The sequence below is a fragment of the Pseudomonas sp. ATCC PTA-122608 genome (assembly GCF_001952855.1).
Taxonomy (GTDB): domain Bacteria; phylum Pseudomonadota; class Gammaproteobacteria; order Pseudomonadales; family Pseudomonadaceae; genus Aquipseudomonas.
Window position 1 is genome coordinate 1 of record NZ_LPNO01000021.1, and the last position, 16,437, is coordinate 16,437.

The 16,437-nt window shown below is 63.1% G+C and carries 12 protein-coding genes; 9 read left to right on the forward strand and 3 right to left on the reverse strand.

The features are described 5' to 3' along the window. The first annotated feature begins 432 nt into the window (after nucleotides 1-432). From AU074_RS18905 to AU074_RS18945, 8 genes are all read left to right on the forward strand, one after another. Nucleotides 433-2,094 carry an ABC transporter substrate-binding protein gene (locus tag AU074_RS18905; protein WP_076016008.1) on the forward strand — a complete coding sequence of 554 codons (1,662 nt, stop codon included), beginning with the start codon at nucleotides 433-435 and terminating at the stop codon, nucleotides 2,092-2,094. Continuing rightward, nucleotides 2,091-3,071 (forward strand): ABC transporter permease, encoded by a 981-nt coding sequence (locus tag AU074_RS18910; RefSeq protein ID WP_076016075.1) that lies wholly within the window; start codon nucleotides 2,091-2,093, stop codon nucleotides 3,069-3,071. Before AU074_RS18905 ends, AU074_RS18910 begins: the two co-directional genes overlap by 4 nt. Further along, nucleotides 3,068-3,931 carry an ABC transporter permease gene (locus AU074_RS18915; RefSeq protein ID WP_076016009.1) on the forward strand — a complete coding sequence of 288 codons (864 nt, stop codon included), beginning with the start codon at nucleotides 3,068-3,070 and terminating at the stop codon, nucleotides 3,929-3,931. The genes AU074_RS18910 and AU074_RS18915 overlap by 4 nt, the downstream gene beginning before the upstream one ends. Next, entirely contained in the window at nucleotides 3,928-5,643 is a 1,716-nt protein-coding gene (locus AU074_RS18920) for an ABC transporter ATP-binding protein (RefSeq protein ID WP_076016010.1), read from the forward strand. Before AU074_RS18915 ends, AU074_RS18920 begins: the two co-directional genes overlap by 4 nt. 20 nt (nucleotides 5,644-5,663) lie before the next feature. Beyond that, nucleotides 5,664-6,872 (forward strand): acyl-CoA dehydrogenase family protein, encoded by a 1,209-nt coding sequence (locus AU074_RS18925; RefSeq protein WP_076016011.1) that lies wholly within the window; start codon nucleotides 5,664-5,666, stop codon nucleotides 6,870-6,872. Further along, entirely contained in the window at nucleotides 6,869-8,311 is a 1,443-nt protein-coding gene (locus AU074_RS18930) for an MFS transporter (protein ID WP_076016012.1), read from the forward strand. The genes AU074_RS18925 and AU074_RS18930 overlap by 4 nt, the downstream gene beginning before the upstream one ends. Then, nucleotides 8,308-8,820 carry a GNAT family N-acetyltransferase gene (locus tag AU074_RS18935; RefSeq protein ID WP_076016013.1) on the forward strand — a complete coding sequence of 171 codons (513 nt, stop codon included), beginning with the start codon at nucleotides 8,308-8,310 and terminating at the stop codon, nucleotides 8,818-8,820. Before AU074_RS18930 ends, AU074_RS18935 begins: the two co-directional genes overlap by 4 nt. Before the next feature lie 323 nt (nucleotides 8,821-9,143). Further along, on the forward strand, nucleotides 9,144-10,949 hold the full coding sequence (locus tag AU074_RS18945; RefSeq protein ID WP_076016015.1) for an ABC transporter ATP-binding protein: 1,806 nt from the start codon (nucleotides 9,144-9,146) through the stop codon (nucleotides 10,947-10,949). A 35-nt stretch (nucleotides 10,950-10,984) separates the two neighbouring features. Here AU074_RS18945 and AU074_RS18950 read toward each other — a convergent pair whose 3' ends face one another. Both AU074_RS18950 and AU074_RS18955 read right to left on the reverse strand, forming a co-directional pair. Then, nucleotides 10,985-12,073, reverse strand: a complete 1,089-nt coding sequence (locus tag AU074_RS18950) for a sigma-54-dependent Fis family transcriptional regulator (RefSeq protein WP_076016016.1) — start codon at nucleotides 12,071-12,073, stop codon at nucleotides 10,985-10,987. 8 nt (nucleotides 12,074-12,081) lie between these two features. Continuing rightward, nucleotides 12,082-13,269 (reverse strand): acyl-CoA dehydrogenase family protein, encoded by a 1,188-nt coding sequence (locus AU074_RS18955; RefSeq protein WP_076016017.1) that lies wholly within the window; start codon nucleotides 13,267-13,269, stop codon nucleotides 12,082-12,084. A 433-nt stretch (nucleotides 13,270-13,702) separates the two neighbouring features. Here AU074_RS18955 and AU074_RS18960 point away from each other — a divergent pair, with 433 nt between their 5' ends. Continuing rightward, entirely contained in the window at nucleotides 13,703-15,808 is a 2,106-nt protein-coding gene (locus tag AU074_RS18960; RefSeq protein ID WP_076016018.1) for a TonB-dependent receptor domain-containing protein, read from the forward strand. Nucleotides 15,809-15,967: 159 nt separating this feature from the next. Here AU074_RS18960 and AU074_RS18965 read toward each other — a convergent pair whose 3' ends face one another. After that, nucleotides 15,968-16,432, reverse strand: a complete 465-nt coding sequence (locus tag AU074_RS18965) for a hypothetical protein (RefSeq protein WP_063031603.1) — start codon at nucleotides 16,430-16,432, stop codon at nucleotides 15,968-15,970. Between the last annotated feature and the right edge of the window lie 5 nt (nucleotides 16,433-16,437).

The following is a 16,437-nucleotide window of genomic DNA, read 5'->3' on the forward strand; positions in this document are numbered from 1 at the left end:
CTGTTGATCTTGATCTTAGGCGCCCCGTTAAACCACGCTGGCCGAACGCAGGCTTTGGAGCGTGGGTAACCCGGCAGGACGCCGGGTTAGCCGCGCTGGGCCAAGGATGGCCCATCGCGGCGGCCCACGCTCCAAAGCCGGAGTGAGGGCACTCCGAGCCTAGGCGAGGAGCCGAGTGGTGGGGCAAGAGCGTTTTGCTTACTTTTGCGCTTTTCAAAAGTGAGCCGCTGTAAGAGCGGAACCAATAGCGGCCGTTACCGCAGCAACGGATATGTACTCCCCCCAAGGCCAGATGTTGCCTGGCCAACAGTTGCCGCACACATTGTCGTTTTCAGCCATCACCTAAACCCCCAATGTCCCCTGTTTAGGGCCCCAAAAACCCGGCATGCCTTGTGCAATGACCCAGTTCCCGGACTTTAGGCCTCAGTCATCATGCAAGAACCCGCCCCTTACCCGCGACGATCCAGCCCGTTGCTGCTCATCGGCACCGCCACACTCTGCAGCCTGCTGCTGGGCTGCGGCCAAAGCAGCTCCACCGTCACCCGCAGTGACCAACCGGTAAAGGGCGGCACCCTGGTCTACGCCACCGACCGCGAACCCACCTGCCTCGACCCCCACGTGGCCGGCGACATGCCCCAGGTGTTCGTCGCCCAGCAATACCTCGACTCCCTGGTCTCAATGGACACCGACGGCCGCATCGGTCCCTGGCTCGCCAAGACCTGGGAAGTCTCCCCCGATGGCCTGACCTACATCTTCCACCTGCGCAACGACGTGCGCTTCACCGACGGCACCCCGTTCAACGCCGCAGCGGTCAAGGCCAACCTCGACCACATGGCCAACCCCAAGACCCAATCCAGCACCGCAGGCGGCTACATCCGCCAATACCGCAGCACCGACGTGCTCGACGAATACACCGCAGTGGTGCACCTGGCCACGCCTTACGCCGCGTTCCTGGAAGTGTTGGCCCAAGGCTTCCTCGGCATCGAGTCCCCCACGGCACTGCTGCGCTCCCGCGACGTCAATTGCGAAAGCCCGGTCGGCAGCGGCCCGTTCAAGGTCGTGCGCTGGGACCGCCAAAGCCAGGTCGAACTGGTGCGCAACCCCGACTACAACTGGGCCCCACCCACCGCCAAACACCAAGGCCCGGCCTGGCTCGACCGGATCGTCTGGAAGTTCATCCAGGAACCGTCCGTACGCTTCGCCTCGTTGCAGGCCGGTGAGGTCGACGTGATCGAAGCCTTGCCCCCCGAATCCCACGAGGCCGCTCGACGCAACCCGGACCTGACCCTGGTGATCGCCCAACGCCCCGGCAACCCCACCAACGGCACGCTGAACATCACCCGTGCGCCGTTCGATGACGTGCGGGTGCGCGAAGCCTTCGTGCGCAGCTCCGACATCGAGGGCGCGTTGAAGAGCGTGTATTTCAACGAATTCCCCCGCGCCGGTGGGCCGTTGAGCCCGGCCACGCGCTTCTACAGCCCGGAGTTCCAGCACGCCCAGGATTACGACCCGGCCCGTGCCGCGCAGTTGCTCGACCAGGCCGGCTGGACCCAGCGCGACAGCGAGGGCTACCGCACCAAGGACGGCAAGCGCCTGCAAGTCCACGTGGTGATGGGCAACCGCACGCCACCGTCGGAATACACCTTGTGGGAGCAGGTGCAGGCTACCACCCGGCAGGTCGGCTTCGAGCTGATCGTCGACCAGATGAGTGACGTGCAGGCCACCAAGCGCCAGGCCGACTGGGACTACGACATTCGCCTCGGCTACTGGAACACCAACACCGCCGACGTGCTGCGGATCATCTTTGGCAGCGAGTTCATCCGTCCGGCAGGCGTCGGGGGTTACCACCAGAACACCGCAGGCTTCAGTGATCCAGCCTTCGACACGTTGATCCAGCAGGCCCTCACCACCCAGGACAGCGAGCAGCGCCGGGCCTTGTATTACCAGGCGCAGAAAATCGCTTCCAGCCAGTACCTGCAACTGACCACCTACCCGCAAAGCACGCGGCTGGGTATCTACAAGACCACCCAGGGCGTGCGGCTGGAGCCGTCGCTGGCGGTGACGTATCTCTATGACGCATGGGTGAACAAATGAGCAGTCCATCACTTGCCAACCCTCGCCACGAGCGCCTGGCCCGGCTCGGCAAACGTGCGCTGTGGCGCCTTGCCGGCGGCGTGCTGGTGCTCTGGGCGGTGGCCACGCTGACTTTCTTTGCCTTGCGCCTGATGCCCGGCGATCCTGTGCTGGCGATCCTCGGCGGCCCGAGTGGCAACCCCACTGCTGAAACCATCGCTGAAGCCACCCGCGAATACGGCCTCGACAAGCCTTTGGCGGTGCAATACGCGCTGTACCTCGGGCGGTTGGTGCAGGGTGATTTGGGGGTTTCCTATTCCCAGCATCTGCCGGTAACCCGCGTCCTCGCGGAGCAATCCTGGCCGACTCTTGAGCTGACCCTGACCTCTCTCGCGCTGGCCTGGGTTCTGGTGCTGGCGCTGACGGTATTGACGGCCGGGCGCCGCCGTTGGGTTGCCAGCCTGGCCTCGCTCGCCGAAACCCTGGCCGCCGCATTGCCGCACTTCTGGCTGGGGATTCTGTTGCTGGCGGTGTTTGCGTTCGGCCTGCGGCTGTTCCCGCCGGCGGGCAGCGATGGCTGGCGCACCCTGGTGTTACCGTCGTTCGCCCTGGCGATTCCGCTGGCCGGGTTTATCGCCCAGGTCACCCGCGAATCCCTGGACCTGACCCTCGACCAACCCTTCATCCTGACCGCCCGCACCCGTGGCCTGAGTGACGTCAACGTGCGCTTCAAGCATGCGTTGCGCCATGCCGTATTGCCGGGCATCTCGCTGTCGGGCTGGGCCATCGGCGCGCTGATCAGCGGCGCGGTGGTGATTGAAGTGATCTTTTCCCGCAAGGGCCTCGGCCGCCAGTTGTACCAGGCGGTGCAGGCACAGGACCTACCGCTGACCATCGGCATCAGCCTGGTGGTCGCCGCCGGTTACGTGCTCGCCAACATCCTGGTCGACCTGCTGTACCTGTGGGTCGACCCTCGCCAACAGGAGCTTCCAGCATGAGCGGCCTGACCCTGGAAACACCGCTGCCCGCGCTGCGGATTCAGCGCACCACTCGCACGCTGCGCCTCGGCCCGCTGTTGGCGATTACCTTTCTGTTACTGGTGATCGTCGCGGCACTGGTGCCGCAGTTGTTCGCCTACAGCGACCCGCTGGCCATCGTGCCCCGCGATGCGTTTCATTCGCCGAGCCTGGCCCACTGGTTCGGCACCGATCAGTCGGGGCGGGATATCTTTTCACGGGTGATCTACGGCACCCGGCAGTCGTTGTTCATCGGTCTGGCAGCCACGGCGATTGCCATGAGTATCGCCATCGTTCTCGGTCTGCTGGGGGGCCTTGGCGGCGCGCGGGTGGACCGTGGCGTGGGTTGGTTGCTGGAAGTACTGTTTGCGTTTCCGAGCCTGATCCTGGCGCTGCTGTTCGTGGCGATCTTCGGCAGCGGCATCGGCCCGCTGATCGTCGCCACCGGGCTTGGCAGTGCGCCGGGTTACGCACGCATGGTCCGTGGCCAGGTGCTGGCGGTGCGTAACGCGGGCTACATCGAAGCCGCCCGGGCTCTTGGGCATCCGCCGCTGCGCATCATCCTGCGCCAGTTGCTGCCGAACGCCATGCGTCCGCTGATCGTGACCCTGACCATGGGCGTGGGCCAGGCAATTGTCTGGGCCTCGGCCCTGAGCTTTCTCGGGTTGGGCGCCCGCCCGCCGGCGCCGGAGTGGGGGACCATGTTGTCCATGGGCCGCGACTTTATCGCCAACGCCTGGTGGCTGACGTTCTTCCCCGGCCTGTTCATCGTACTCACCACCCTGTCGACCACGGTCACTGGCCGTTACCTGCAACAACGCCTGGAGGGCCGTCTTTCATGAGCGACCAGAAACGCTTGATCGTTGAAGGCCTGTCCATCGAGTTTGCCGGGCAGTCTGTCGTACGCAATTTGTCTTTCACCCTGGAGCCCGGCAAGACCCTGGCGCTGGTGGGGGAGTCCGGTTCCGGCAAAAGCGTCACCGCCCGCAGCCTGATCGGCCTGGCCGGTGCGGGCGCCAAGGTCACGGCACGCACCTTGAGTTACGACGGAGTGGATTTGCTCAGCCTGTCGGAGCGTGGCTGGCGTCGTTTGCGTGGCAATGGCATCGGCTTTGTATTGCAGGACGCGCTGGTGTCCCTCGACCCGTTGCGGCCGGTGGGCAAGGAGATTCTCGAGGTGCTGGAGACCCATCGCTGGGGCGACCGTCGCAGCCGTGGCGAACGGGTCATCGAGCTGCTGGACCTGGTGGGCGTACCCGAACCGCAACTGCGTGCCCGCCAGCGTCCCGATCAACTCTCCGGCGGCCTGCGCCAGCGTGCGCTGATAGCCAGTGCACTCGCGCTGAACCCCGGCCTGGTGATCGCCGATGAGCCGACCACCGCGCTGGATGCCACGGTGCAGGCGCAGATCCTGCAAGTGTTGCAGCAGATCAAGGCCCGTGGCGATTCGCTGCTGATCATCAGCCATGACCTGGCGGTGGTTGCGCAATTGGCGGATGAGGTGCTGGTACTGCGCCACGGTGAAGTGGTGGAGCAGGGCCCGATGGATCAGGTGCTGCTCAATCCCCGCCACGCCTACACACGCTCGCTGCTGGATGCGGTGCCCGCCGAACATGCCCGTGGCACACGGCTGTCGCCGGAGCGCAGCAACGCGGTCGCGCAACCGCGGCCCGGTGCGGATTCGCCGGTGCTGCTCAAGGCTTCCGGCCTGGGCAAACGGTATGTCGGCCCCGATCAACAGTCACGCCAGGTAGTGGACGACGTCAGCTTCGAGCTGCGCGCCGGCCGTACGTTGGGCATCGTTGGTGAATCCGGCTCGGGCAAAACCACGGTGGCGCGTATCGCCCTCGGGCTGCTGCAACCGGATGCCGGCGAGGTGCGTTTTCTCGACCAGCCATGGGCCGCGGCAGGCACCGAACGGGTCGAGGAGAAGACCCGACGCCTGCATCGCCGCGACATCAGCGTGATCTATCAGGACCCGCTGAGTTCGTTCGACCCGCGCTGGACGGTCGGGCAGATCCTCTGTGATGCATTGGACGTCGCCGGTATCGCCCTCGAGCAACAGGCGGCGCGAGTGGCGCAGTTGCTCGACCAGGTACGCCTGGCGCCGCAATTGGCCGAGCGCCGGCCGCTGCAACTGTCGGGCGGGCAACGCCAGCGCGTGGCGATTGCCCGGGCGATTGCCAGCAACCCCAAGGTGATTATCTGTGACGAGCCAGTGTCGGCGCTGGATGTGTCGGTGCAGGCCCAGGTCCTGGATTTGCTGGCCGACCTGCAAGCCTCGCTGGGCCTGGCCTACCTGTTTATCTCCCACGACCTCGGGGTGATTCGCCATGTCAGCGACGAGGTGTTGGTGATGCGCCACGGCCAGGTAGTGGAAAGCGCCAGCGTCGAGACGTTGTTCGAATCCCCCCAACACGAATACACCCAACGCCTGTTGGGCGCAGTGCCGCGCCTGCCCGGCAGCGGTATGCAGCTGGTGGTGCCGGCCCTGGAGCCGGAAAACCCCGGCTGGCTGTTTGATGAATCGCGCCTGTGGAAAATCGCCATCTAGACCTGAATCAAGGAAGTGCCATGAGCAAGTTGTCTGCTGTACCCACGCCGCCGGTTGTGACGGTGGCCGAATTGAACGCCCGTGCCGACCGCATCCTGCCGCAGATTGCCGCCGGCGCTGCGCAACGCGAACGCGACCGCCAACTGCCGTATGAGGCCGTGGCGCAGATCGCCAAGGCCGGGTTGTTTACCGTGCGGATTCCCAAGCGGTTTGGCGGCGCCGGTGGTTCGGTCAAGGACGTGATTGCCTTGCTGATTCGCATCGCTTCGGCCGACTCCAACGTGGCCCAGGCTCTGCGCCCCGGTTTCGGGTTTATCGAAGGTTTGCTGGCGTCCCGCGCCGAAGGGGCGGAAGAGGAGCGCGAGCGTTGGTTCGAGCGTTACCTGCAAGGCGCCGTGATCGGCAATGCCGGTTGGGAAGTCGGCGGCGCCAACGGTTCCATCAGTGCGCGCATCGTGCGTGACGGCGAGCACTTTCGCGCTTCCGGCAGCAAGTACTACAGCACCGGTTCGTTGTATGCCGATTGGGTCAGCGCCGTCGCCCTGGACGAGAATGATCAGCCCGTCTCCTTCATCCTGCCCCGCGACCGCCAGGGCCTGGAGTTGCTGGATGATTTCGACGCCATGGGCCAGCGCCTGACGGCCAGCGGCACCACCCACCTGCATGATGTGCAAGTGTTGGCCAGCGAGATCCGCACCCGCACCGTCGAAGAGGGCAAGCGCACGATTGTCACGCCGTTCCTGCAAATATTCCTCGCGGCGGTGCAGGCCGGTATTGCGCGCAATGCGCTGAACGATGCGGTGAGCTTTGCCAAGGAACATGCACGGCCGATCAAGCACAGCAGCGCCACGCGCTCGGTGGATGATCCATATGTAGAGCTGAGTGTGGGCGACGTCTCGGCCCGGGCCTTTACCGCCGAAGCGGTGGTACTGCACGCGGCGGACTCCATCGACCATGCCTGGGCTGCGGATCTTGATGCGGTGGCGGTCGACCAGGCGGCAGTGGATGTGGCCCAGGCGCAATACATCGCGGCGGAATCGGCACTCAAGGCCGCCGAGTTGGTGTTCGACGTCGGTGGCGCGTCCACCACCGGCCGCGCCCACAACCTGGACCGGCACTGGCGCAACGCGCGCACCGTGGCCAACCACAATCCCCGGCACTGGAAAGCCGCGGCCGTGGGCGCCTGGCAACTCAAGGGCACGCCGCCTCCGACCTCGGGGCTGTTTTGAACAAAGCCCTCGACCTTTCACACCCCTTGGGCGAGGTGGGCACCGGGCACGCGCGCCGGGTGCCGATGATCATCGGCTGTGCGCTGTTCATGGAACTGATCGACGCCACGGCAGTGCTCACGGCGCTGCCGCAGATGGCCCAGGATTTCGGCGAGCCCAGCGTGCGCATGAACCTGGTGGTGTCGCTGTACCTGCTGGCGGTGGCGCTGTTCGTACCGGTCAGCGGCTGGGCGGCCGACCGGTTCGGGCCGCGCCGGGTATTTATCAGTGCGATCGTGCTGTTCACCCTGGCGTCGGTGGCCTGTGCCTGCTCGGGCTCGCTGCTGCAGTTGTCCCTGGCGCGTTTGGCCCAGGGCGCGGCGGGCGCAATGATGGTGCCGGTGGGGCAGGTGATCCTGCTGCGCTGGTCGGCGCGGGAAAACCTGCTGCGTGCCATGTCGTACCTGACGGTGGCGGCGCTGGTGGGGCCGCTGCTGGGGCCTCCGTTGGGCGGGCTGCTGGTGACGGTGTTGTCGTGGCACTGGATCTTCCTGATCAACCTGCCGATCGGCGTGCTCGGGGTGATGCTGGTGCTGCGCTACATCCCGGATTATTCCGGGGCGCCCGGCCAGCCACTGGACGTTCCCGGCCTGTTGCTCAGCGGTGTGGCGCTGGGCGGGCTGGTGTTCGGTTTCGAGGTGCTCGGCCACGGCCTGTTGCCGCGCCAGTGGGCGTTGCTGCTGATTGGCGGCGGGTTGTTGAGTGCCTGGCTGTATGTCCGGCATGCGCGGCGGACGGCGCACCCGTTGATCGATTTTTCATTGTTGAAAATACCGACCTTCGCCGTGAGCTTCTGGGGCGGCAACCTGATGCGCATCGGCAGTGCGTCACAGCCGTTTTTGCTGGTGCTGCTGTTTCAGCTGTGTTTCGGGCTTAACCCGTTGCAGGCCGGGCTGCTGAGCGTGGCTGGTGGTGTGGGCGCGTTCCTGATGAAGATGCTGGCGGTACGGATTGTCAGCCGCTTCGGCTTCCGCCGCACCTTGATCAGCAATGCCGTGCTCACTGGTGCAACCATCCTGGCGTGCAGCCTGTTCGAGGTGTCAACGCCTTACTGGATTGTGGTACTGGTGTTGTTCGGCAGCGGGATCATTCGCTCGCTGCAATTCAGCACCCTGGGGGCATTGACCTATGCCGACGTGCCGCCGGAGCAATCCAGCCGTGCCAGCAGCCTGTCGGCGATGACCATTCAACTGACCTTGAGTTTGTCGGTGGGCATCGCAGCGGCGTTGCTCGGTTTGATCATGGCCGTGCGTGGGCATGCCATCGTCGAACAAAGCGATATCGCCTGGATCATGGCGGGTGCCGGATTGCTGTGTGGATTATCGGGGCTGGTTTATCGCAGGCTGTCGCCGCAGGCGGGCTCGGCGATTTATGCAAAACGCGCAGAGGGTATTGGATGATTCGTGCAGCACGTATCGATGACGCAGGTGACATTGCCTGGGTGCATATTCGTAGTTGGCAGCAGGCTTATCGTGAGCTGATGCCGGCGGATTACCTGGCTTCGCTGGAGGCAACGCAGCCTCGGCGTGAAGCCTTTTGGCGGCAGTCGATTGAGCAGGAAAACGAAGCTGTGTTTGTCGCGGAGGTCGAGGGGCGTGTGGTGGGCTGGATTGTCGTCAGCCCGAGCCGTGATGAGGATGCCAATCCAGGTGAAACCGGTGAAGTGCAGGCGCTGTATGTGCTGGCCGAGCATTGGGGAACCGGGGTGGGCAGGGCGCTCTGGCTCTGGGGCCTGGAATATCTTGCAAGCCTGGGCCTGGAGACGGCGACGTTGTGGGTGCTTGCCGGAAACCACCGGGCAATACGCTTTTACCGAAACGCCGGATGGATAGCGCAGCCCGAATCAAGCCGCACCCTTACCCGGGGCGGTTGTGAGTTGGCGGAAGTTCGCTACCAATCCCAAAAGTGACGCTGAACCTGTGGCGAGGGAGCTTGCTCCCGCTGGCCTGCGCAGCAGGCCCATCTTTTAGGGCCGCTTCGCGCCCCAGCGGGAGCAAGCTCCCTCGCCACAGGGGAATGTTTGTCTGTTTCATGGGGCACAGTTGCTGCCTATTGAGATCGTTCCCACGCTCTGCGTGGGAATGCCGCTCTGGGCGCTCTGCGTCCGCTGTTAAAATCGTGACGCAGAGCGTCACCGGATGCATTCCCACGCAGAGCGTGGGAACGATCACACTCACCATTTTTGCCTGAAAGCTGCGCGGCCACAGGCGTCATTCAGGAATGTCATTGGCCATGAGCTCGTCTTTTTCATTGTTTCGCACCTGGAATGTCCAACACTTGCCGTCGACGCCGGCGGCTTTTGTGCGGCATTTCATCGGTCATTTCAAAGGTTGGTACCTGGCGATCCTGCTGCTGCAGATTGCCGCCGTGGTGTGCTCGATCCTGACGCCCTGGGGGTTGGGGCAGATCACCCGCACGGTCAGCAACGGGCTGGAAGCGGAGCGTGCCTTTGAAGTGCTGCAATGGCCACTGACACTGCTAAGCGCGCTACTGGTGTGCCAGGTACTGTTTACCCGTGCCTCTGCGGGCTGCCATATCCATGTCTTGCCGTTGCAGCGGCGCACGGTGACGCATGTGGTGTTCGCTTATCTGCAACAGCATTCCCATCGTTTCATCAGCAATGAGTTCGCCGGGGCTCTGGCGCATCGGGTTGCGGAAATTACCCTGGGGGTGAATCAGACCCTGAGCATCTTGTTGTTCGACCTGATCCCGCTGCTGGTGACGCTGAGCCTGGCCACGGCCTTGCTATGGACCGCATCACCACTGTTGGCGTTGTTCATGGCGGGTTGGTCGGTGGCGTTCATCACCATCTGCTACGTGCTCGCGCGCCGCAGCCATCCTCTGGCCCAGCAGTATTCGGCCGCGCGCAGCACCAGTACCGGCAAGGTGGTGGATGCGGTCTCCAACCTGGCCAATATCCGTCTGTTTGCGCGCCATGCGTTCGAGCACAGTTACCTCGGCACCTTCCTCGACAAAGAGGTGGCGGCTGCCTATCGATCCCTGGGGTACATGGAAAAAATTCGCTGGTTCCAGGCCAGCTGTGGCGTGGTGCTAAAGCTGGGTCTGTTGTTGCTGGCGCTCTACCTGTGGCGCAGTCACCGTATCGACATTGCTGCGTTTGTCATGTCCACCAGCCTTTCGTTGTTGATCATCAGCGATGTCGAAAACCTGTCGCGACGCTTTCTCGAATTTTTCGAAGCTACCGGCAACATCGCTAATGGCGTGCGCACCTTGATTCGCCCCCATGAAGTCATCGACCAACCCGGTGCCAAGGCGCTACAGGTCAAGCGCGGGGATATCGAGTTTCGCGACGTGGGCTTCAGCTACAGCGCCGGCCGGCCGATTTTCGAGCACCTGAATATCGTGATTCCCGCCGGCCAGAAAGTCGGCCTGGTGGGCGCCTCGGGTTCCGGCAAGTCGACGCTGCTGAGCTTGCTGCTGCGCCTTTACGACGTGCAGCAAGGCCAGGTGCTGGTGGACGGCAAGGACGTGCGCGACGTCACCCAGCATTCACTGCACCAGCAGATCGGCCTGATTCCCCAGGAGCCCGGCCTGTTCCACCGCAGCATTCGCGAAAACATCCATTACGGCCGCCTGGATGCCTCGATGGATGAAGTCGCCGAGGCGATCCACCGCGCCGGCGCCAGTGAGTTTATCGACAGCATGGAGCACGGCTACGAGTCGCTGGTGGGCGAGCGTGGGGTCAAGTTGTCCGGCGGCCAGCGCCAGCGCATTGCGATCGCCCGGGTGTTGCTGAAAAACGCGCCGATCCTGGTGATGGACGAAGCCACTTCCAGCCTGGACTCGATCACCGAGCGCTTTATCCAGGACAAGCTCGACGAAATCATGGAAGACAAGACCGTGCTGGTGGTGGCGCATCGGCTGTCCACCGTGGCCCATCTGGACCGGATCCTGGTGTTCGACAATGGCCGGGTGATCGAGGACGGCAGCCACGAACAGCTGCTACGCCAGGGCGGGCAATATGCGCGGTTGTGGAGTCGCCAGTTCAGCGATGCGCTGGATGAAGTCGCGCTGTGATCAGGCGGCGTACCGGGTACGCCGCGCAGTGCAGGTCAGATCGACAGGTGCAGTACCCGCTCGTCCTTGGCACCGGCCAGCGGGCGGCGCTTGTTGACCTTCAGCTCACCCAGGTTGATCAGCAAGGTGCGGGTCACGTTGCGGCTCAGCCCCAGCAACTCGGCGGTGTGCACCTGGTTGTGGTGGCACAGCCGGTAGGCGGCAGTCAGCAGGCTGCGCTCGACCTGTTCGTGGAGGTTGTCGATCTGTTCTTCGAACAGGCGCTGGAAGGCCAGGTCGAGCAGGTCATGGGCTGTGGTGCTGTCTTCCTGGCGTTCGATACGCAGGTTGGACATGCGCAGGTCATCGGCCTGGATCACACCGTCACGGCAGATCAGCAGGGTATGGTGGATGACGTTCTCCAGCTCGCGAATATTCCCCGGCCAACTGTAGGTGGCCAGCCGTTGCTCGGCGTCCTTGCTCAGGATGACCTCGCCGTACCCCAGGCGGCGGGTGTAGGTGTCGATGAAATACTGCACCAGCGGCAGGATATCGCCGGGGCGGTCCCGCAGCGGGCTGAGTTCCAGGTTGACCACGTTCAGGCGGTAGAACAGGTCCTCGCGAAAATGCCCGGCGTTGATGGCTTTTTCCAACTGCACGTTGGTCGCCGCCAGTACCCGCACATTGATCGGAATACTTTTGCGCGAACCCAGGCGCACCACTTCGCGCTCCTGCAATACCCGCAGCAGCTTGACCTGGATCGACATCGGCAGGTCACCGATTTCATCGAGGAACAGCGTGCCGCCGTTGGCTTCTTCAAACCAGCCGGCCTTGGCGCTGAGGGCGCCGGTGAACGCGCCTTTCTCGTGGCCGAACAGCTCGGCTTCCACCAATGACTCGGAGAACGCACCGCAATTCACCGCCACGAACGGCTGAGCCTTGCGGCCACTGAGGTTGTGGATATGCCGAGCCACCAGCTCTTTGCCGGTGCCGGTTTCGCCGATGATCAGCACGCTGGCTTCGCTCGGGGCGACTTGTTGCACATGCTTGAGCAAGGCTTTGGACCGGGGATCTTCAAACACCTGCGCGGTGGCACGGATGGAGGTGGCAAGGGCGGGCGAGGGCGGTAGGGTCAGCAGTTGCATGGCAGTCTCTACGAATAAAACGTCGGGATGGGCGGGGTACCGTTCAGTGCCCACTCGCCCAGTTCATGAAGCTTGTAGTCCAGCGGGTCATGCAGGCTCTGGGTGCGCAAGTTGCGCCAGTGCCTGTCGAGGGCCACCGAGGCGTTGGTCGCCCGCGCGCCGGTGACCTCGAAGACCTTGCTACACAACTCCAGGCCATTGCGGCTGGCGGCGACTTTGGCGGTGGCGATGGCAATCGCCGCTGTGCCGCGTTCCTCGCTGGTCAGCGCCGAACCCTTGGCCCATGCCGCATCCAATACCTCACCTGCGCGCTCCACCAACAGGCGGGTGCTTTGCAGGGCCACCCAGAAATCGCCGTAGTGGCTGAGGATGTAGGGATCCTGGGTGGTGTGGCTGGCGCTGGAGCGGAACCACGGGCGGGCCTCTTCGAGGGTGTATTGACGCGCCTCTTCGAATGCGCCCTCGGCGATGCCGAGGAAGATATTCGCGAAATGCAGTTGCGCAATCAGCGGGCGCAGGCAGGCGAACGGCGTGCTCAACGGCCCCGGGTCCAGCAGCAGGTCGGACTCTTCCACGCGTACGCGTTTGAAAGTCACGCTGCCGCTGTCAGTCTGGCGCTGGCCCATATTGTTCCAGTCGTTGTGCAGGATGATCCCGCTGCGGGCGCTGGGAATCGCCGCGATCAGCAACTTGCCGCCGGCGCTTTCATCGATCGCCGAGGCGATCAGCATCTCCGAGTCGTTGGCGCCGGAGCAGAAGTTCTTCTGCCCCGAGAATTCTCGCCAGCCCGTGTGGCGCTTGACCACCGTGCGGGTGTCCAGGGGGTTCAGGGTGTTGCCCCAGAACCAGTTGTTGCTGGCCGTCAGGCTGAACCAGGTTTGCCATTGTGCGGGCGTGGCGAACAACCGGACGGTGGCGAGCATCAGGTGATGAAAGCCGAATACGTGGGCGATGGAGCTGTCGACCCGGGCGAATTCGCGCACCACTTCGAAGGTTTCCGACCAGTTGGCATCCAGCCCGCCGAATTGCCCGGGAATGCTCAGGGACAACAGGCCGCTGCTGCGCAGCTTGTCGCGTTCGGCTTTGGGGGTGCCGCCGCTGGCATCGCGGTCGACGGCGGTGCGGGCGAATTCGCTCGCCAGGTCACGGGCAATCTCCAGCGGCGTCCTGCGGGTGCAGAGTAAGTTGACCGTCACGCGTGAATACCTCGTTGCTTAATAGTCGAGCGTGTTTGAGTGGGTTTGTTCAACTGTTGATAGAGCAAGAGCCATACCAAGTAAAAACACGCGTGAAACTTGCGGTTCCGTGTTTACGGGCTGGGCCGACTATTATCAAAAGCACAACTTTTGTTGCGCAGGTGTTGGGATTCGGACAGTTGTGCCAAGGCCCGCGTGGCCTGGCGCCGGTTATGCTTTTATCGGTTAAGCATATAAGTAATTTTTCTTTTTAACGGTTGTTGGGAATCGAACATTTCGCCAGCAAAGTGTTGCGCCTGTGCCGATTAAATACGGTTGTGGTCCCGTGTTTATTGATGTTTTGACGTGGCACGAACCCTGCAAAGTTGGATTCAGAGCGCGACTATACAAATAGATGCTCCAACTAATTAGAGATCCCAGGAGTATTTAATCCATGCGGCAACTGTTTGAACCACGCGCTCGTCGTTTTGAGTCACTGGCCACCGCGTCCAGCCTTGGTGTGCTGTTGATGCTGATACACGGCGCGGCCTTTGCGGCCCAGACCGACCCGACCCTGGCCACGGTGGTGGTCACCGGCGCCGAGGCTACCGAAGCGCAAAAGGCCGAAAAGCAGCTGGCCAAGGTGCCCGGCAAAACCGCGGTGATCGACAACCGCAAGATCGAGCAGGGCCGGGCGGCGAATGCCGAGGACGTGCTGGCGTTGCAACCGGGAGTATTCGCCCAGGCCACCAGCGGCTCGGGCGCCAACAAGATTTCGATCCGGGGTTCGGGCCTCAACACCTTCTATCAAGGCTATGTGCTGGGGATCAAATTCCTCTACGACGGCCTGCCGTTGACCGGCCCGGGCGGCACCCAGGAAGACATGCTGGACATGGCCTCCGTGGACCACACCGAAGTGCTCTACGGCGCCAACGCCTTCCGTTATTCGGCCTTGTCATTGGGCGGCGCGATCAACTTCGTGAGCAAGACCGGCCGCACCGATCCGGGCAATTACGCACGCTTCGAAGCCGGCAGCTTCGGCTACCGCAAGCAGCAACTGAGCACCGGCGGTGTAGAGGGGGACAACGACTACTACGTCAGCATCCAGCACAACGAGCGCGACGGTTATCAGGACAACACGCCGAACAAGGGGCAGGGGATCGTCGCCAACTTCGGCCATGTATTCAGCCCGCAACTGGAGACGCGTTTCTACATTCGCTATAAAGAAGAAACCCTCAGCCAGGGCAATACCCTGACCAAATACCAGCTCAAGCACGACCCTACGAGCAACCTCGTGCCCATCGGTCGCAAGAAGGACGGCTCGACCCTGCTGGGCAGCACCACCACCTACACCTTCAACGACAATGCCAAGCTCGAAGTCGGCCTGGGCTACAACGACTACCCGCTGGACAACGGCTGGCGTTACTCGCCAACCCCCCAGGAATGGCGCTCCCAGGACGTCAACCTGACCCTGCGCTACCTGCGCACCGCCGACACCTTCTTCGGCCTGCGCAGCGACAGCAGCGTGACCTTCAGCAACACCCTGGCGTACCTCGCCGATGTGAAATCCCACAGCAAGGCCACCGGCATCACCCAGCAGAAAACCAACTACACCGGCTCCCGGGACACGGTGTTTTCCCTTGGCAACGAACTGCAACTGAACGACCGTACGTGGCTGTCCACCGGGCTGTCGCTGATTGATATCAAGCGCAAGGCGCAGATCGAATACAGCACCAGCACCAATACCAGCGCGTTCCCCAGTGGCGTCGAATACGACGAGACCGACGTCGCCCCGCGCATCGGCCTGCGCTACCAGCTGACCCCGGAATTCGAAGTGTTCGGCAACGTCAGCCGCTCGGTGGATCCACCCGTTACCTGGCAGTTGGGCAGCACCGGCACACCCTACATCCGCGATGTGCGCCCGCAAAAAGCCAACACCGTGGAGTTTGGTATTCGCGGCGGCCACGGCATTTTCGACGGCAGCCTGACGGTCTACCGGTCGTGGGTGCAGAAAGAACTGTTGTCGGTTGTGGTGCGCCAGGCAACCGCCACCCAGGACCAGTTGGTGGCTACCTCCAACGGCAGCGCAACGATTCACCAGGGCATTGAAGCCGGCTTGAATGCGCAACTGTGGGACGGCGGCAATGGCGACACCGTGACCTTGCGCCAGGCCTACACCTTCAACGACTTCCACTACCGCAATGATGGGGTGTTCGGCGACAACCAGTTGCCGGGCTTGCCGCGTCAGGTCTACCAGGCGGAGCTGGAGTATCGCCAGGGCAGCGGTTTCTACGCGCAGCTCAATGCCCGGGCGGCGTCGAGCTACTACGTGGATTTCGCCAACTCCCTGAGTGCCCCGTCCTACACGTTGTGGGGCGCCAAGGTGGGCTACGAGGCCCCGAGCAAGAAGTGGGAAGTGTTCGTCGACGCGCGCAACCTGACCAACAAGCGCTATGCCACGGCCACCAACACCGCGTACGACGCCAAGGGCCAGGACTCGGCCAACTTCTATGTAGGGGATGCGCTCAACGTGACCACGGGGGTTGCGTTTCACTTTTGATGGCAGCACCACGACCTGACAGGCAAAGCAAATCCAGTGTGGGAGCTGTCGAGCCTTAGCGAGGCTGCGATGGCATCACCTCGGTGTACCTGAAGCACCGAGGTGCCCGCATCGCAGGCAAGCCAGCTCCCACACTGGATTTTTGTAGTGGCTGGAGATTCAGTTCTGCGGCCGCTGCTTGGTCGAATCCAGCTCGGCCTTTTTGCCGGTGCTGATCTCGGTGATCAGCGCCGACTTGGCGATTGCAAAGTCAAAGGTGTCCTGCATCTTGGCGATCGCATCGGTTGCCGTGCCGTTCAGGCCACCGTTGGCCGCCCAGTCGAAGTTCCACACCCCGGACAGGTTATCGGCACCCGCCACGTCATGGGTTTCGATCGCGGTGAACACGTCGGGATGGCGTTCCATGTACTGGGCCGCAGCGCTCACATCGGCGGGAACCTTGCCCGAAGCATTGCTGGCAAGCTGTGAAAGCTCTTGCTTGGTAATTGCCGACTTGCCCGACTGGCGCATGTAATCGGCGATCACCTTGCTCGACTTGGAAATATTCAACTTGTCGTCAAATACCGACGTCGAGGCTTTTTGAGTGGTCGGTCCGCCACCGGCGGGTGTTACGGTAGTAGACATCGGCG